Origin of the sequence: Arthrobacter sp. Soc17.1.1.1 (assembly GCF_036867195.1) — a bacterium.
Classification (GTDB): domain Bacteria; phylum Actinomycetota; class Actinomycetes; order Actinomycetales; family Micrococcaceae; genus Arthrobacter_D.
This window is the reverse complement of record NZ_JBAJII010000001.1, coordinates 2896778-2915173: the sequence shown is the minus strand read 5'-3', so window position 1 is coordinate 2915173 and position 18396 is coordinate 2896778. Positions and strand designations below refer to the sequence as shown.

General features: G+C 67.3%; 11 protein-coding genes. 9 read left to right on the top strand and 2 right to left on the bottom strand.

The genetic code is table 11. The features are described from left to right. Positions 1 to 49: 49 nt before the first annotated feature. Positions 50 to 1249, bottom strand: a complete 1200-nt coding sequence (locus tag V6S67_RS13455) for an acetyl-CoA C-acetyltransferase (protein ID WP_334210705.1) — start codon at positions 1247 to 1249, stop codon at positions 50 to 52. Between the two features lie 77 nt (positions 1250 to 1326). Continuing rightward, on the bottom strand, positions 1327 to 1935 hold the full coding sequence (gene idi / locus V6S67_RS13450) for an isopentenyl-diphosphate Delta-isomerase (RefSeq protein WP_334210704.1): 609 nt from the start codon (positions 1933 to 1935) through the stop codon (positions 1327 to 1329). A 125-nt stretch (positions 1936 to 2060) separates the two neighbouring features. Between idi and V6S67_RS13445 the strand changes: the two genes are divergently transcribed. The 9 genes from V6S67_RS13445 (at position 2061) to tuf (ending at position 18297) form a co-directional block, all read left to right on the top strand. Continuing rightward, positions 2061 to 3122 carry a polyprenyl synthetase family protein gene (locus V6S67_RS13445; RefSeq protein WP_334210703.1) on the top strand — a complete coding sequence of 354 codons (1062 nt, stop codon included), beginning with the start codon at positions 2061 to 2063 and terminating at the stop codon, positions 3120 to 3122. Beyond that, positions 3123 to 4022: a phytoene/squalene synthase family protein gene (locus V6S67_RS13440; RefSeq protein WP_334210702.1), complete on the top strand. Its 900-nt coding sequence runs from the start codon at positions 3123 to 3125 to the stop codon at positions 4020 to 4022. It abuts the gene before it with no gap. Further along, positions 4019 to 5641 (top strand): phytoene desaturase family protein, encoded by a 1623-nt coding sequence (gene crtI / locus V6S67_RS13435; RefSeq protein WP_334210701.1) that lies wholly within the window; start codon positions 4019 to 4021, stop codon positions 5639 to 5641. Before V6S67_RS13440 ends, crtI begins: the two co-directional genes overlap by 4 nt. A gap of 285 nt (positions 5642 to 5926) precedes the next feature. Beyond that, positions 5927 to 9436, top strand: coding sequence for a DNA-directed RNA polymerase subunit beta (gene rpoB, locus V6S67_RS13430; RefSeq protein WP_334210700.1), 3510 nt, complete (start codon positions 5927 to 5929; stop codon positions 9434 to 9436). Positions 9437 to 9610: 174 nt separating this feature from the next. After that, a complete protein-coding gene (locus tag V6S67_RS13425; RefSeq protein ID WP_334210699.1) occupies positions 9611 to 13504 on the top strand; it encodes a DNA-directed RNA polymerase subunit beta' in 3894 nt (1297 codons plus the stop codon). Positions 13505 to 13872: 368 nt separating this feature from the next. Next, entirely contained in the window at positions 13873 to 14247 is a 375-nt protein-coding gene (gene rpsL / locus V6S67_RS13420; RefSeq protein ID WP_026545668.1) for a 30S ribosomal protein S12, read from the top strand. A 1-nt stretch (position 14248) separates the two neighbouring features. After that, entirely contained in the window at positions 14249 to 14719 is a 471-nt protein-coding gene (gene rpsG / locus V6S67_RS13415; RefSeq protein ID WP_043440595.1) for a 30S ribosomal protein S7, read from the top strand. Between the two features lie 87 nt (positions 14720 to 14806). Then, positions 14807 to 16921: an elongation factor G gene (gene fusA, locus V6S67_RS13410; protein WP_334210698.1), complete on the top strand. Its 2115-nt coding sequence runs from the start codon at positions 14807 to 14809 to the stop codon at positions 16919 to 16921. Between the two features lie 185 nt (positions 16922 to 17106). Next, positions 17107 to 18297, top strand: coding sequence for an elongation factor Tu (gene tuf, locus V6S67_RS13405; RefSeq protein WP_104050963.1), 1191 nt, complete (start codon positions 17107 to 17109; stop codon positions 18295 to 18297). Positions 18298 to 18396 lie beyond the last annotated feature (99 nt).

Genomic DNA, 18396 nt, shown 5'->3' with positions numbered 1-18396 from the left:
CATCCCGGGGCGGGACGGTCAGCGCGTGCGCCTCCCGATGCGGGGACGGTCAGCGCCAGAGCAGGAGCGCCTCGCCCTGCCCGCCGCCGCCGCACAGGCTCACGGCAGACTTCCCGCTACCGCGCCGTGCCAGTTCCATGGCGGCGTGGAGGGCCAGACGCGCTCCGGATGCGCCGATCGGGTGTCCGAGGGCGATCGCTCCGCCGTGGATGTTGCACTTCTCCAGCGGGTAGTCGAGGTCCTTGAGCGACTGGACGGCCACGGACCCGAACGCCTCGTTGATCTCCACGAAATCGAGATCCGAGGCAGCCCAGCCGGCGCGGCCGAGGGCCTGCCGGATCGCAGCGGAGGGCTGGGAGTGGAGCGAATTGTCCGGTCCGGCCACCTGCCCCGGCCGCCCGACGACGGCGAGCACGGTGAGCCCGGCCTCCTCGGCGTAGGACCGCGTGGTCACGACGAGTGCAGCGGCACCGTCGGACAGGGGCGAGGAGTTGCCCGCCGTGATGGCGCCGTCCGGGTTGAACGCCGGCCGGAGCTTCGCGAGGGACTCGACGGTGGTGGCCGGCCGGATGCCCTCGTCGCTGGTGAGGACGACGTCGTCGCCCTTGCGCTGCGGCACCCTGACCGGGACGATCTCCTCGGCGAGGATGCCGCCGTCGGTCGCGGCCGCGGCCCGCTGGTGCGAGGCCGCCGCGACCTCGTCCTGTGCTGCACGGGGGATCTCGAGCCGGACGTTCCCGCGTTCCGTCGAGGCGCCCATGGACTCGTCGTCGAAGGCGTCGGTCAGGCCGTCGTGGGCCACGGAGTCGAGGGCCTGCAGGGAGCCGTAGGTCCAGCCCTGCCGGGAGCCCGGCAGCAGGTGGGGGCCGCGCGTCATCGACTCCTGCCCGCCGGCCACGACCACGCGGGCCTCACCGCTGCGGATGAGCCGGGCGGCGTCGATCACGGCCGTCAGACCGGACAGGCAGACCTTGTTCAGGGTGACGGCGGGGACGTTCCAGGGGATGCCCGCCCTCACGGCCGACTGCCGTGCGGGGTTCTGCCCGCAGCCGGCCTGGACCACGTGTCCGATGATGACGGCGTCGACGGCGCCTGCGTCGACGCCCGCGCGCTCCAGCGCCGCCGTGATGGCGAGCGCGCCGAGGTCGACGGCGGTGAAGGAGGCGAGCTGTCCGTTGAGGCGCCCGAGGGGTGTGCGGGCACCTCCGACGAGGACGACGTCGTCGGGGGTCGGCGTGGGTGTCGCCATGGTGGGACTCTCTTTCGTCGTTGAAATGGTGCCGCATCCAGCCTAGGGGCTGCGGCGGGCCGGGCCCGCCGCCGGGATCAGGCGGACGTGCGCGGGCCGGGTCCGTCGGCGCCCTGCGGGTAGAGCAGGGGGAGCTGCAGCGTGAGCCAGGGGCTGAAGGCCCAGGGCGTCGCGGTGACCGCGCGGACGAGCTGCGGGGCGTCCACCCACTGGAAGTCCATGACCTCCTCGGGCAGGGGATCCACGGCGCCGTCCGCGATGGCGGTGTAGACGGGGCAGATCTCGTTCTCCACGATGCCCGACGCATCGACCGCGCGGTACCGGAAATCGGGCACGGCGGGCCGGATGTCCCGGACGGTGAAGCCCAGCTCCTGCGCCGCCCGGCGGTTCACGGCGTCCTCGAAGGACTCCTCCGGGGCGGGATGCCCGCAGAAGGAGTTCGTCCACACCCCGGGCCAGGCCTTCTTCGACAGCGCACGGCGGGTCACGAGGATGCGGCCCCGGTCGTCGAACACGTGCGTGGAGAAGGCCAGGTGCAGGGGCGTCTCGAGCGTGTGGACGGACGACTTCTCGTGCGTCCCCACGGGCGTGCCGTCCTCGGCGAGCAGCACCACCACCTCGGTCTCCGGGCCCGTCCGCCCCGTGGCTGCCGCGTCCTGCCGCGTGGTTCCTGCTTCGCTCGCCATCGTGGCACCCTTTATCCGCTCATGATCCGGCCGGCGGTTCCGCCGCTGCCGGGCAGCCCGTCCGGCTGCCTGCGCCCCGCATTTCGTCAGGGGCGCCCTATCCGTTGTTTACTTTACCTATGGACATGGACACCTTGCTGGTCGAGCCCGCCGGGCTCGAGCAGGTCGAGGATGCCCTCGGGCGGTTCTTCGAGGAGTCCAAGGTCCGCGCGGCGAAGATCGGCCCCGGCTACCACGCGCTGTGGGAGACCCTCGAGCGATGCACCGCGGGCGGCAAGCGGTTCCGCCCCCGCATGGTCATGTCCGCCTACCGGATGCTCGGCGGCCGCGACCTCGAGAACGCCGCCGAGCTGGGTGCGGCCTTCGAACTGCTGCACACCGCCCTGATCGTGCACGACGACGTGATCGACCGGGACTTCGTCCGCCGCGGCATCCCGAACGTCTCCGGCCACTACCGCAGCGTCGCCGAGGGCGCCGGCATGTCGCCCGACGGTGCCCGCCATGTCGGGCTCTCGGCGGGCGTGATCGCGGGTGACCTCGCCCTGTCCAACGCCTACCGGCTGCTCGAGCGCGTCGAGGCGCCGGCCATCACGCGGCGCCGCCTCGGGACCATCCTCGACGAGGCAGTCTTCGCCTCCGCCGCGGGGGAGTTCCTCGACATCGAGTCCTCGCTCGATCCCGCCATGCCGCCGCTCGAGGACATCGTCCAGATGGCCCGCCTGAAGACCTCGGTGTACTCCTTCGAGGGACCGCTGCAGGCCGGCGCCGTCCTCGCGGAGGCGGACGAGGAGGTGATCGTGCGGCTCGGCGAGTTCGGTCGGGACGCCGGCATCGCCTACCAGATCGCCGACGACCTGCTGGGTGTCTTCGGCAACGAGACGCGCACCGGGAAGACCAACTGGGGCGATCTGCGGGAGGGCAAGCGCACCGCGCTGATGTCCTTCGTCGCGGCGCGCCCGGAGTGGGACAGGATCTCCTCGCTGGTCGGCAGCCCCGGCATGTCCGCCGCCGACGCCGACTACGTCCGTCGCATCCTCGTCGACAGCGGTGCCAGGGACTACTCCGCCGGCCTCGCCGCGGACTACGCCTCCCGGGCCCGCACGCACCTCGAGTCCGGTGCGGTGCCGCCGGCGCTGCGCACCGCCCTCGCGCCCGTGGTCACCGCCGTCGTGGACCGGGTGCGCTGAGTGGGTATCGACGACTCGCTCGCGCGCTACACCGCGGCCGCCTACCGGACCTCGGCCGAGGTCATCCGCTGCTACTCGACGTCGTTCGGGCTGGCCGCGCGCACCCTCGACCGCGGCTCGCGGGCCCACATCGAGGCGGTGTACGCCCTCGTCCGGGTGGCCGACGAGATCGTCGACGGCGCCGCCGCGGGAGCGGGGATCCCGCCCGCCGGCGTGGAGCGGCTCCTCGACGAGCTCGAACGCGAGACCGGGGAGGCCATGGCGACGGGCTACAGCGCCAACCTCGTGGTGCACGCCTTCGCGGCCACGGCGAGGAGCACGGGGATCGGCACGGACCTGACGCGGCCCTTCTTCGCCTCGATGCGCGCGGACATCACGCAGCGCGAGCACACGCAGGAGTCCTTCGACCTGTACGTGTACGGGTCCGCGGAGGTGGTGGGGCTCATGTGCCTGCGGGTCTTCCTCGCCGGACGCCCCGTGACCCCGGAGGAGGACGCCGTCCTCGTGGACGGCGCACGGCACCTCGGCGCCGCCTTCCAGAAGATCAACTTCCTGCGGGACCTCGCGGAGGACTTCTCGACCCTCGGTCGCAGCTACTTCCCCGGCGTGCGCCCCGGCAGCTTCGGCGAGGCCGACAAGATCCGGTTGCTGGACGACATCGACGCGGACCTGCGGATCTCCGCCGCGGCGCTCCCCGGCCTGCCGGCCGCGCCGCGCCGCGCCGTCGCCCTCGCGCAGGGGCTGTTCAGCGAACTCGCGGCCAGGCTCCGGCGCACACCGGCCGACGAACTGCTCCGCGCACGCATCCGGGTCCCCAACCCGGTGAAGTTCCGCATCCTGGCGCAAGCCTTCACCGGTCGCGCGATACCGGAAGCCACCGCGCAGGAGAGGACGGCATGACCGCACAGCAGAGCGAGCGTCACCGGGTGGGCGCACAGGACGTCGTCGTCATCGGCGGCGGGATCGGCGGACTGGCGACGTCGGCCCTGCTGGCACGGGAGGGCCACCGCGTCACGCTGCTCGAGAAGCGCGACCAGGTGGGCGGACGCGCAGGGTCCTGGGAACAGGACGGCTTCCGCTTCGACACCGGCCCGTCCTGGTACCTGATGCCCGAGGTGATCGACCACTTCTTCAGACTCATGGGCACGAGCGCCGCGGAGCAGCTGGACCTCGTGAAGCTCGACCCCGGCTACCGCGTGGTGTTCGAGGACGGCCTGGACACGGTCGACGTCCCCGCTGACCGCGAGGCCGTCACCAAGCTCTTCGAGTCCCTCGAGGCGGGCGCGGGGGAGCGGATCTCGGACTACCTCGACTCGGCCGAGGACGCCTACGAGATCGCCAAGAAGCGCTTCCTCTACTCCACCTACCAGTCGTTCCTGCCGTTCCTCCGGCCCGACGTCCTGAAGCGCCTGCCGCGCATCGGCTCGCTGCTGCTGCAGCCCCTGCAGTCCTTCGTGGAGAAGCGCTTCACCGACCCCCGCATCCGGCAGATCCTCGGCTACCCGGCCGTGTTCCTCGGCAGCTCGCCCTTCGACGCCCCGAGCATGTACCACCTGATGAGCCACCTCGACCTCGACGACGGCGTGCTCTACCCGATGGGCGGGTTCACCACCCTCATCGAGGCCATGCGCCGCGTGGCCGTGGCGGCCGGCGTGGACATCCGCACGGGAGCCGACGCCGTCGCGATCGACACCGTCCCGCGGGCGACCGGCCGCTCCCCGCTCGACCGGCAGACGGCGAGCGTGCGGTCCGTGACCTACCGCGCGCTCGGCACCACGACGTCGATCGACGCCGACATCGTCGTCTCCGCCGCGGACCTCCACCACACCGAGACCACGCTGCTGCCGGACGACCTGCAGACGTATCCCGAGAAGTACTGGGAGAAGCGCGTCCCGGGGCCGAGCGCCCTCCTGCTGTACCTGGGCGTCCGGGGCGGACTGCCGCAACTCGAGCACCACACGCTCCTGTTCACCACCGACTGGCGCGACAACTTCGGCCGGATCTTCGGGACGGAGACCTCCGTGCCCTCGCCGGCGTCGCTCTACGTCTGCCGCCCCAGCGCCACCGACGACTCCGTGGCGCCGGAGGGCCACGAGAACGTCTTCGTCCTGGTGCCCATCCCAGCCGACGTCACCATCGGCAGGGGCGGCCTGGCGGGCGGGGGAGACGCCCGGGTCGAGGAGATCGCCGACGCCGTGATCGGGCAGATCTCCGCCTGGGCCGGCATCCCCGACCTCGCGGAGCGCATCGTGGTGCGACGCAGCTACGGCCCGCAGGACTTCGCGGACGACCTCAACGCCTGGCGCGGCACCTCCCTCGGCCCGGCGCACATCCTGAAGCAGAGCGCGTTCTTCCGGGGTTCGAACCGGAGCGCCAGGGTGGAGAACCTGTTCTACGCGGGCAGTTCCACCGTCCCGGGGATCGGCATCCCCATGTGCCTGATCAGCGCCGAACTGATCATCAAGCGGCTGCGCGGCGACACGAGCACCGGCCCCCTCCCGGAGCCCGCGGCCGGGTAGGACGGGGCGCCCGGCTTGACGCATGCGGGGGAGAGGCGCTATTGGACTTTACGCTACTGATGCCGTAGCGTAGGTCTTTGCGTCTTCCCTCTAATCGTGGTTGTTTCAAAAGCGGTAGCCTTCATATAGCGGTGGGCTTTGCTCTGCTCTCGTCGTTTAACCTGGCCCCGCGGTCGGGAAGCACGCGGGCAGACCCGGTGAGCACTGAGATCCCCGCAGCATACTGCGGTGGCGGTGCTGAGGCGAAAACGCTGACAAGCCTGACGGTCTGTGGAAGGATCCCTCTTGGTCGCCCCGAGCACCTCTAATAATGCAACCGCTACCAGCCAGGTCGACGCCGACGGCGCCGCACCCCGGCTCTCATTCGCAAAGATTCACGAACCGCTTGAAGTTCCCAACCTCCTCGCCCTGCAGACGGACAGCTTCGACTGGCTCGTCGGCAACGAGCGCTGGAAGGCCCGCGTAGAGGAAGCGCTGGAGAAGGGACTGCAGGGTGTAGCCACCACCTCCGGTCTGGCCGACATCTTCGAGGAGATCTCTCCGATCGAGGACTTCCAGGGCACCATGTCCCTGAGCTTCTCCGAGCCCGAGTTCGCGGACCCGAAGTACACCATGGCCGAGTGCAAGGATCGCGACGCGACCTACTCCGCCCCGCTGTACGTCAAGGCCGAGTTCATGAACAACAACACGGGCGAGATCAAGCAGCAGACCGTGTTCATGGGTGACTTCCCCCTCATGACCGACAAGGGCACCTTCGTCATCAACGGCACCGAGCGTGTCGTCGTGTCGCAGCTCGTCCGTTCGCCCGGTGCCTACTTCGAGCGCACCGCCGACAAGACCAGCGACAAGGACATCTTTAGCGCGAAGATCATCCCGTCGCGCGGCGCCTGGTTCGAGCTCGAGATCGACAAGCGCGACCAGGTCGGCGTGCGCCTCGACCGCAAGCGCAAGCAGTCCGTCACCGTGCTGCTCAAGGCCCTCGGCTGGACCGAAGGCCAGATCCTCGAGGAGTTCGGCCAGTACGACTCCATCCGCGCCACCATGGAGAAGGACGCCACGGAGACCCGCGAGGACGCCCTCCTGGACATCTACCGCAAGCTGCGACCGGGCGAGCCCCCCACGGTCGAGGCTGCCCAGACGCTCCTGGACAACCTGTACTTCAACCCGAAGCGCTACGACCTCGCGAAGGTCGGCCGGTACAAGATCAACCGCAAGCTCGGCATCGACAAGGACCTCACGGACTCCGACGCCTCGGTGCTGAACATCGACGACATCGTCGCGATGATCAAGTTCCTGGTGGCGCTGCACGCCGGCGAGAAGACCCTGGGCGGCAAGCGCGACGGCGGCGACGTCGAGCTGCGCGTCGAGGTCGACGACATCGACCACTTCGGCAACCGACGCATCCGCGCCGTCGGCGAGCTCATCGAGAACCAGGTCCGCACAGGCCTGTCCCGCATGGAGCGCGTCGTCCGTGAGCGGATGACCACGCAGGACGTCGAGGCGATCACGCCGCAGACCCTGATCAACATCCGCCCCGTCGTCGCCGCGATCAAGGAGTTCTTCGGAACCTCCCAGCTGTCGCAGTTCATGGACCAGAACAACCCGCTCGCCGGACTGACGCACAAGCGTCGCCTGTCCGCGCTGGGCCCGGGTGGCCTGTCCCGTGACCGCGCCGGCATGGAGGTCCGTGACGTCCACCCGTCGCACTACGGCCGCATGTGCCCCATCGAGACCCCTGAAGGCCCGAACATCGGCCTCATCGGTTCGCTCGCCTCGTACGGCCGCATCAACGCGTTCGGCTTCATCGAGACCCCGTACCGCAAGGTCGTCGACGGGCTCGTCACCGACCAGATCGACTACCTGACCGCCGACGACGAGGTGGAGCGCCTCATCGCCCAGGCGAACGCGCCCCTCGACGCCGACAACACGTTCACCGAGGACATGGTCCTCGTGCGGACGCGTGGTGGTTCGGGCGAGCCCGTGCTCGTCGAGCCCGGTGAGGTCGAGTACATGGACGTCTCCCCGCGCCAGATGGTGTCCGTCGCGACCGCGATGATCCCGTTCCTGGAGCACGACGACGCGAACCGCGCCCTCATGGGTGCGAACATGCAGCGCCAGGCCGTGCCCCTGCTCCGTTCCGAGCGTCCCCTCGTGGGCACCGGCATGGAGAAGAACGCAGCCGTCGACGCCGGTGACGCCGTCACCGCGACGAAGGCCGGCGTGGTCAACGAGGTGTCGGCCGACCTGGTCAGCGTCCTCAACGACGACGGCACGGAGACGAACTACCCGATCATGAAGTTCGCCCGCTCGAACCAGGGCAACGCGTACAACCAGCGCGTCCTGGTCTCCGAGGGCGATCGCGTCGAGTACAACACGATCATCGCCGACGGTCCCTCCACGGACCAGGGCGAGCTCGCGCTCGGCAAGAACATGCTCGTGGCGTTCATGTCCTGGGAGGGTCACAACTTCGAGGACGCGATCATCCTGTCGCAGCGCATCGTCTCCGACGATGTCCTGACGTCGATTCACATCGAGGAGCACGAAGTCGATGCCCGCGACACCAAGCTCGGTGCCGAGGAGATCACGCGTGACATCCCGAACGTCTCCGAGGAGGTCCTCGGTGCGCTCGACGAGCGAGGCATCATCCACATCGGTGCCGAGGTCGAGGCCGGCGACATCCTCGTCGGTCGCGTCACGCCCAAGGGCGAGACGGAGCTGACCCCCGAGGAGCGCCTGCTGCGCGCCATCTTCGGCGAGAAGAGCCGCGAAGTCCGCGACACCTCGCTGAAGGTCCCCCACGGCGAGTCGGGCACCGTCATCGGCGTGCGCATCTTCGACCGCGACAACGACGACGAGCTGCCCCCGGGCGTCAACCAGCTGGTCCGCGTGTACGTGGCGCAGAAGCGCAAGATCACGGACGGCGACAAGCTCGCAGGCCGCCACGGCAACAAGGGCGTCATCTCCAAGATCCTGCCGATCGAGGACATGCCGTTCCTGGAGGACGGCACGCCCGTCGACATCGTCCTGAACCCGCTCGGCGTCCCCGGACGCATGAACGTGGGCCAGGTCCTCGAGATCCACCTCGGCTGGGCAGCCAAGCAGGGCTGGAAGATCGAGGGCGAGCCGGAGTGGTTGAAGAACCTCCCGAACCTCCCCCGGGAGATCGCCACGACCACCGTCGCGACCCCCGTGTTCGACGGCGCCACCGAGGACGAGATCGTCGGCCTGCTCGGTTCCACGAACGTCACGCGTGACGGAGACCGCCTCATCGGCGAATCCGGCAAGGCGCGGCTGTTCGACGGCCGCTCCGGCGAGCCGTTCCCGGACCCGATCTCCGTGGGCTACATGTACATCCTGAAGCTCCACCACCTGGTGGACGACAAGATCCACGCGCGCTCCACCGGCCCGTACTCGATGATCACGCAGCAGCCGCTGGGTGGTAAGGCGCAGTTCGGCGGACAGCGCTTCGGTGAGATGGAAGTCTGGGCCCTCGAGGCCTACGGCGCGGCGTACACGCTGCAGGAACTCCTGACCATCAAGTCGGACGACATCCACGGACGCGTCAAGGTGTACGAGGCCATCGTGAAGGGCGAGAACATCCCCGAGCCGGGTGTCCCCGAGTCCTTCAAGGTCCTCATCAAGGAGATGCAGTCGCTCTGCCTGAACGTGGAGGTCCTCTCCACCGACGGCACGACGATCGAGATGCGTGACTCGGATGAAGAAGTCTTCCGGGCCGCGGAGGAACTGGGCATCGACCTCTCACGGGCCGAGCCGAGTTCTGTCGAGGAAGTCTAGGTTTCACCACGCCGAACCGGTGTTCGAACGCGGCCAACGAAATTCCTGGCGGCCGCGGACGGCCTTGGAATATTGAAGGCCGCTTCCTCGAACACCGGCCCGGTGTGGGCCCAGCTGCCCGCCGCACCCATAAGACTTCAAGAATTTAGAGAACAAAGAGAGAACAGGGACCCTATGTCCAGCGAATCCTCCTTCGGCCTCATGCAGATCGGCCTCGCCACCGCGGACGAAATCCGCGGCTGGTCCTACGGTGAGGTCAAGAAGCCGGAAACCATCAACTACCGTACGCTCAAGCCCGAGAAGGACGGCCTCTTCTGCGAGAAGATCTTCGGCCCCTCCCGGGACTGGGAGTGCTACTGCGGCAAGTACAAGCGCGTGCGCTTCAAGGGCATCATCTGTGAGCGCTGCGGCGTCGAGGTGACGCGTGCCAAGGTGCGCCGTGAGCGCATGGGCCACATCGAGCTCGCCGCCCCCGTCACGCACATCTGGTACTTCAAGGGCGTGCCCTCACGCCTCGGCTACCTCCTCGACCTTGCCCCCAAGGACCTCGAGAAGGTCATCTACTTCGCCGCCTACATGATCACCTCGGTCGACGAGGAGAACCGCCACGCCGAACTGCCGAACCTCCAGGCCGAGCACGACCTCGAGAAGAAGCAGATGACGGACCAGCGCGACGCGGACATCGCCGCGATCGCCCGGGACCTCGAGGACGAGCTCGCCCGCCTCGAGGGCGAAGGTGCGAAGGCTGCCGACAAGAAGAAGGCCCGCGACTCGGCCGACCGCCAGATGGCGAACGTCCGCAAGCGTGCCGACGCCGACATCGAGCGCCTCGTTCAGGTGTGGGACCGCTTCAAGAGCCTCAAGGTCGCCGACCTCGAGGGCGATGAGGGCCTGTACCGCGAACTCCGCGACCGCTACGGCCTGTACTTCGAGGGTTCGATGGGAGCCGAGGCGATCAAGAAGCGCCTCGAGAACTTCGACATGCCCGCCGAGGCCGAGCTGCTGCGCGACATCATCCAGAACGGCAAGGGCCAGCGGAAGACGCGTGCCCTGAAGCGCCTGAAGGTGGTCAACGCGTTCCTGACGACGACCAACAGCCCCCTGGGCATGGTCCTCGACGCCGTGCCGGTGATCCCGCCGGAACTGCGCCCCATGGTCCAGCTCGACGGTGGCCGTTTCGCGACGTCCGACCTCAACGACCTGTACCGCCGCGTCATCAACCGCAACAACCGCCTCAAGCGCCTGCTCGATCTCGGTGCCCCCGAGATCATCGTCAACAACGAGAAGCGCATGCTGCAGGAAGCGGTCGACTCCCTGTTCGACAACGGCCGCCGCGGCCGCCCTGTCACCGGACCGGGCAACCGTCCCCTGAAGTCCCTCTCGGACATGCTGAAGGGCAAGCAGGGTCGTTTCCGCCAGAACCTCCTCGGCAAGCGCGTCGACTACTCGGGCCGTTCGGTCATCGTCGTCGGCCCGCAGCTGAAGCTGCACCAGTGCGGCCTGCCCAAGCAGATGGCCCTGGAGCTCTTCAAGCCGTTCGTGATGAAGCGCCTGGTGGACCTCAACCACGCGCAGAACATCAAGAGCGCCAAGCGGATGGTCGAGCGCTACCGCCCCCAGGTGTGGGACGTGCTCGAGGAGATCATCACCGAGCACCCCGTGCTGCTGAACCGTGCACCCACCCTGCACCGTCTCGGCATCCAGGCGTTCGAGCCGCAGCTCGTCGAGGGCAAGGCACTCCAGCTCCACCCGCTGGTCTGTGGTGCCTTCAACGCGGACTTCGACGGCGACCAGATGGCGGTGCACCTGCCGCTGAGCCCCGAGGCCCAGGCCGAGGCGCGCATCCTGATGCTCTCCTCGAACAACATCCTGAAGCCGTCCGACGGCCGTCCGGTCACCCTGCCCTCGCAGGACATGATCATCGGCCTGCACCACCTCACCACCAAGCGTGAGGGAAGTGCCGGCGAGGGTCGCGTGTTCACCAGCATGGCCGAGGCCATCATGGCCTTCGACATGGGCTCGCTCCACCTCAACTCGGTGGTCCGGATCCGCGTGGACAACTTCGTGCCGAGCGCCGACATCGCCGCTCCCGAGGGTTGGGAGCCGGGTACGCCCGCGCTCATCGAGACCTCCCTCGGACAGGTCCTGTTCAACGAGACGCTTCCCCTGGACTACCCCTGGGTGGAGAAGGTCGCCGACAAGGGCCAACTCTCCACGATCGTCAACGATCTCGCGGAGCGTTACCCGAAGGTGGTCACGGCGGCGACGCTGGACAACCTGAAGGACGCCGGTTTCTACTGGGCCACCCGCTCGGGCGTCACCGTCGCGATCTCGGACATCTCCGCGCCGATCAACAAGGCCGGCATCATGGAGGGCTACGAGACGCAGGCCGCCAAGGTCCAGTCGCAGTTCGACAAGGGCCTCATCGCCGACGAGGAGCGCCGCCAGGAGCTCATCGACATCTGGAACAAGGCGACCAACGAGGTTGCCGCATCCATGCGTGCCGCGATGCCGAAGGACAACACCATCAACCGCATGGTGTCCTCCGGTGCACGTGGTAACTGGCTGCAGGTCCGCCAGATCGCCGGTATTCGTGGTCTCGTGGCCAACCCGAAGGGCGAGATCATCCCTCGTCCGATCAAGTCCTCGTACCGCGAGGGCCTGTCGGTCCTCGAGTACTTCATCGCGACGCACGGAGCTCGTAAGGGCCTCGCCGACACCGCGCTGCGTACGGCCAACTCGGGTTACCTGACCCGTCGCCTGGTCGACGTGTCGCAGGACGTCATCGTCCGCGAGGACGACTGCGGGACGGAGCGTGGCCTGAAGGTCACGATCGCCGTGCCGAACGCCGACGGCGAGCTGGTGCTGCACGAGGAGGTCGAGAACTCGGCCTACGCCCGTACGCTGGCCACCGACGTCGTCGACTCCAAGGGTGCAGTGCTCGCCGCTGCAGGCTCGGACGTCGGAGACGTGCTCATCGGTGAACTGTTCGAGGCCGGTATCTCGGACATCAAGGTGCGCTCCGTGCTCACCTGCGAGTCCAGTGTCGGAACGTGTGCGCTCTGCTACGGCCGGTCCCTCGCGACCGGCAAGACCGTGGACATCGGAGAGGCCGTCGGCATCATCGCCGCGCAGTCGATCGGTGAGCCCGGCACGCAGCTGACCATGCGTACCTTCCACACCGGCGGTGTGGCCTCCGCGGAGGACATCACCCAGGGTCTGCCCCGTATCCAGGAGCTCTTCGAGGCGCGTACCCCCAAGGGTGTCGCCCCGATCTCCGAGGTCGCAGGGCGCGTCACCATCGAGGATGCCGAGAAGCAGCTCCGCCTGGTGGTCACCCCCGACGACGGCTCCGAGGAGATCGCGTACCCGGTCCTGCGCCGTGCACGCCTCCTGGTCGCCGACGGCGAGCACGTCGAGGTCGGGCAGCAGCTCGTCTTCGGTGCTGTCGACCCGAAGCAGATCCTGCGAATCCTCGGCCCCCGCAAGGCCCAGGAATTCCTGGTCGACGAGGTGCAGCGCGTGTACCGCAGCCAGGGTGTGGGCATCCACGACAAGCACGTGGAGGTCATCGTCCGGCAGATGCTGCGGCGCGTCACCGTGATCGAGTCCGGCGAGTCGGACCTGCTCCCCGGTGAGCTGGCCGAGCGTCGCCGCTTCGAGGACGAGAACCGCCGCGTGGTGTCCGAGGGCAAGAAGCCGGCCTCAGGCCGTCCCGAGCTCATGGGTATCACCAAGGCGTCGCTCGCCACCGAGTCGTGGCTGTCGGCCGCTTCCTTCCAGGAGACCACGCGTGTCCTCACGCAGGCCGCCATGGAAGGCAAGAGCGATCCGCTGCTCGGCCTCAAGGAGAACGTGATCATCGGTAAGCTCATCCCGGCCGGTACCGGCCTGGACCGCTACACGAAGGTCACGGTCGAGCCCACCGAGGAAGCCAAGGCGAACCTCTTCACCGGTCCGAGCGCGTTCAGCGACTTCGACTACGCCGGTGTGGAGGGCGGCCTGAGCCCCGAGTTCCACGCCATCCCGCTGGACGACTACGACATGGGCAACAGCGACTTCCGCTGATCCACGGCCCATCAGGAGAGGCCCCGGACCTACGCGGTCCGGGGCCTTTCCCGTCGATGGGCAGGCCCCCTACCACACGGGGGAGTACCGTCCGCACGGGACGGCACCCGATCTCTGGTAGACTTGGGACCAATTGTTTGTGTGGCAGTGGATCGGCGTTGCGAAACGTATCTCCGTGTTGTACGTAAGTTGTACAGCGAATGCCACATTTTCGCACGCCTACAGTCGTTCTGCGGCAGCTTGTCAGTTGGTGATGCGCCAAACGACTGATCATCCCGATCTCCGGACGGTACGGCCCTGCGAAGCCGCCGTGGCCGCGGAGTAGGGCGACAGGAATCTCATTCTCGGACATTACGGAGAACACGAAAGTGCCTACGATTAACCAGCTGGTCCGCAAGGGCCGGTCACCTAAGGTCTCCAAGACCAAGGCGCCCGCACTCAAGGGCAGCCCCATGAAGCGCGGCGTTTGCACCCGCGTCTACACCACCACCCCGAAGAAGCCGAACTCGGCTCTCCGCAAGGTCGCCCGCGTGCGCCTCAACGGTGGTATCGAAGTCACCGCGTACATCCCCGGTGTCGGACACAACCTCCAGGAACACTCCATCGTGCTCGTGCGCGGCGGCCGTGTGAAGGACCTCCCCGGTGTCCGCTACAAGATCGTCCGTGGCGCACTGGATACCCAGGGCGTGAAGAACCGCAAGCAGGCTCGCAGCCGCTACGGCGCAAAGATGGAGAAGAAGTAATATGCCTCGTAAGGGCCCGGCCCCGAAGCGGCCGCTCGTTGTAGATCCCGTCTACGGTTCGCCCCTGGTCACGCAGCTGATCAACAAGGTGCTCGTCGACGGTAAGAAGTCCACCGCAGAGCGCATCGTCTACGGCGCCCTCGAAGGTGCACGTGCCAAGTCCGGCGGCGACCCCGTCGCAGCCCTCAAGAAGGCCATGGACAACGTGAAGCCGACCCTCGAGGTCCGCTCACGCCGCGTCGGTGGAGCCACCTACCAGGTCCCCGTCGAGGTCAAGCCCGGCCGGTCCACCGCCCTGGCCCTCCGCTGGCTCGTCGGCTACTCGAAGGCCCGCCGCGAGAAGACGATGACCGAGCGCCTGCAGAACGAGATCCTCGACGCCTCCAACGGCCTCGGTGCCGCCGTGAAGCGTCGCGAGGACACCCACAAGATGGCCGAGTCCAACAAGGCCTTCGCACACTACCGCTGGTAGTCAGAACTGCCGGTCGGGCCGTCACCCACAAGGGACGGCCCGGCCGTTAGGCCAGCAGAACTCCATTCTCGTCAAAAGGGAGACACCGTGGCACAGGACGTGCTTACCGACCTCAACAAGGTCCGCAACATCGGCATCATGGCCCACATCGATGCCGGCAAGACCACTACTACCGAGCGCATCCTGTTCTACACGGGTGTAAACCACAAGATCGGCGAGACGCACGATGGTGCCTCCACCACCGACTGGATGGAACAGGAGAAGGAGCGCGGCATCACCATCACGTCTGCCGCCGTGACCTGCTTCTGGGAGAACAACCAGATCAACATCATCGACACCCCCGGGCACGTCGACTTCACCGTCGAGGTCGAGCGCTCCCTGCGCGTCCTCGACGGCGCCGTCGCCGTGTTCGACGGCAAGGAGGGCGTCGAGCCCCAGTCGGAGACCGTCTGGCGTCAGGCCGACAAGTACGAGGTCCCCCGCATCTGCTTCGTCAACAAGATGGACAAGCTGGGCGCCGACTTCTACTTCACCGTCGACACCATCATCAGCCGCCTGGGCGCCAAGCCCCTCGTGCTGCAGCTCCCCATCGGCGCCGAGAACGACTTCATCGGTGTCGTGGACCTGCTCCACATGCGTGCCCTCGTGTGGCCCGGCGATGCCAAGGGTGACGTGACCATGGGTGCCAAGTACGAGATCCAGGAGATCCCCGCCGATCTCAAGGAGAAGGCCGAGGAGTACCGCGCTGCGCTCGTCGAGACCGTCGCCGAGTCCTCCGACGAGCTCATGAACAAGTACCTCGAGGGCGAGGAGATCTCCATCGAGGAGCTGAAGGCCGGCATCCGCAAGATGACGATCAACTCCGAGCTCTACCCGATCCTCTGCGGTTCCGCGTTCAAGAACCGCGGTGTGCAGCCGATGCTCGACGCCGTCATCGACTACCTGCCGTCGCCCCTGGACGTCCCCCCGATGATCGGCCACGATCCCCGCAACGAGGAGACCGAGCTGACGCGCAAGCCCAGCACGGAAGAGCCGTTCTCGGCCCTCGCGTTCAAGGTCGCCACGCACCCGTTCTTCGGTCAGCTCACCTTCATCCGCGTGTACTCGGGCCAGATCTCGGCCGGCACGCAGGTGACGAACTCGACGAAGACCAAGAAGGAGCGCATCGGGAAGCTGTTCCAGATGCACGCCAACAAGGAGATCCCCGTCGAGGAGGCCCTTGCGGGCCACATCTACGCGGCGATCGGCCTGAAGGACACCACCACCGGTGACACCCTGTCCGATTCGGCGAACCAGATCGTCCTCGAGTCCATGAGCTTCCCGGAGCCCGTGATCTCGGTGGCCATCGAGCCGAAGACCAAGGGTGACCAGGAGAAGCTGTCCACGGCCATCCAGAAGCTCTCGGCCGAGGACCCCACCTTCCAGGTGTCCCTCAACGAGGACACCGGACAGACGATCATCGCCGGCATGGGCGAGCTCCACCTGGACATCCTCGTGGACCGCATGCGCCGCGAGTTCAAGGTCGAGGCGAACGTGGGCAAGCCCCAGGTCGCCTACCGCGAGACGATCAAGCGCGCCGTCGCGAAGCACGACTACACGCACAAGAAGCAGACCGGTGGCTCCGGCCAGTTCGCGAAGATCCAGATCGCGATCGAACCCCTGGACACGGCCGACGGCGAGCTCTACTCGTTCGACAACAAGGTCACCGGTGGCCGCGTGCCGCGCGAGTACATCCCGAGTGTCGATGCCGGCATCCAGGATGCACTCAACGACGGTGTCCTCGCGGGCTACCCCGTGGTCGGCATCAAGGCCACGCTGCTCGACGGCGCCTACCACGACGTCGACTCCTCGGAGATGGCGTTCAAGATCGCCGGTCGCATGGCGTTCAAGGAGGCCGCGCGCATGGCACAGCCCGTGCTGCTCGAGCCCCTCATGGACGTCGAGGTGCGCACCCCTGAGGAATACATGGGTGAAGTCATCGGTGACCTCAACTCCCGCCGTGGCCAGATGCAGTCCATGGAGGACGCGAGTGGCGTGAAGGTCATCCGCGCCCACGTGCCCCTCTCGGGCATGTTCGGCTACATCGGTGACCTGCGGTCCAAGACCCAGGGTCGTGCCGTGTACTCGATGCAGTTCGACAGCTACTCGGAGGTCCCGAAGGCAGTAGCCGACGAGATCATCCAGAAGACCCGCGGCGAGTAGTCGTCCCGCAGACGGGCCGGCCTGTTCAAGGGCAGGCCGGCCCGTCCTCCCGCCGCCGGACGCGTGGTCCGGCGGCGAACCCGCAATTTCATCAAAACCAAAAGCCCCCAGTAGACTTGCATGAGTTTCAGCTGCGAAAAGCGCGGCTGGGAAGCAGATCTTCTCAAACGTTCTAGGAGGAACCCGTGGCGAAGGCAAAGTTCGAGCGGACTAAGCCGCACGTTAACATCGGAACCATCGGTCACGTCGACCATGGAAAGACGACGTTGACGGCTGCCATTTCGAAGGTGCTGTACGACAAGTACCCCACTCTCAACGAGCAGCGTGACTTCGCGTCGATCGACTCGGCTCCCGAGGAGAAGCAGCGCGGCATCACGATCAACATCTCGCACGTCGAGTACCAGACCGAGAAGCGCCACTACGCACACGTCGACGCCCCCGGTCACGCCGACTACATCAAGAACATGATCACCGGTGCCGCACAGATGGACGGCGCGATCCTGGTCGTCGCCGCCACCGACGGCCCGATGGCTCAGACCCGGGAGCACGTCCTGCTCGCCCGCCAGGTGGGCGTCCCCTACCTGCTGGTCGCGCTGAACAAGTCCGACATGGTCGACGACGAGGAACTCCTCGATCTCGTCGAGATGGAGGTGCGTGAGCTCCTCAGCTCGCAGGGCTTCGACGGTGACGACGCTCCCGTCGTCCGCGTCTCGGGCCTGAAGGCTCTCGAGGGCGACGCCGAGTGGGTCAAGTCCGTCGAGGACCTCATGGAAGCCGTTGACAACAACGTCCCCGACCCGATCCGCGACAAGGACAAGCCGTTCCTCATGCCTGTCGAGGACGTCTTCACGATCACCGGTCGTGGAACCGTCGTCACGGGTCGCGCCGAGCGTGGAACCCTCGCCATCAACTCCGAGGTCGAGATCGTCGGTATCCGTCCGGTCCAGAAGACCACGGTCACCGGTATCGAGATGTTCCACAAGCAGCTCGACGAGGCCTGGGCCGGCGAGAACTGTGGTCTGCTGCTCCGCGGTATCAAGCGCGAAGACGTAGAGCGTGGCCAGGTCATCGTGAAGCCAGGTTCCATCACCCCTCACACCGACTTCGAGGCCAACGTCTACATCCTGGCGAAGGACGAGGGCGGGCGTCACAACCCGTTCTACTCGAACTACCGCCCGCAGTTCTACTTCCGTACCACGGACGTGACCGGCGTCATCACCCTCCCCGAGGGCACCGAGATGGTCATGCCCGGCGACAACACCGAGATGACCGTCGAGCTCATCCAGCCCATCGCCATGGAAGAGGGCCTCGGCTTCGCGATCCGCGAAGGCGGCCGCACCGTTGGTTCGGGACGCGTCACCAAGATCCTGAAGTAGTCTTCCGGATCACTCAGCACTGCTGAAGCACGAAGGAACCCCTGCCGTCTGCGGCGGGGGTTCTTTCGTTAACCGGTCCCGCCGGCGGCCGACCCGTCG

What these genes read in the sequence shown, in the direction of transcription:
- V6S67_RS13455 (WP_334210705.1), bottom strand. Translation starts at nt 1,249, where the DNA reads ATGGCGACACCCACGCCGACCCCCGACGACGTCGTCCTCGTCGGAGGT.
- idi (WP_334210704.1), bottom strand. Translation starts at nt 1,935, where the DNA reads ATGGCGAGCGAAGCAGGAACCACGCGGCAGGACGCGGCAGCCACGGGG.
- V6S67_RS13445 (WP_334210703.1), top strand. Translation starts at nt 2,061, where the DNA reads ATGGACACCTTGCTGGTCGAGCCCGCCGGGCTCGAGCAGGTCGAGGAT.
- crtI (WP_334210701.1), top strand. Translation starts at nt 4,019, where the DNA reads ATGACCGCACAGCAGAGCGAGCGTCACCGGGTGGGCGCACAGGACGTC.
- V6S67_RS13425 (WP_334210699.1), top strand. Translation starts at nt 9,611, where the DNA reads ATGTCCAGCGAATCCTCCTTCGGCCTCATGCAGATCGGCCTCGCCACC.
- rpsG (WP_043440595.1), top strand. Translation starts at nt 14,249, where the DNA reads ATGCCTCGTAAGGGCCCGGCCCCGAAGCGGCCGCTCGTTGTAGATCCC.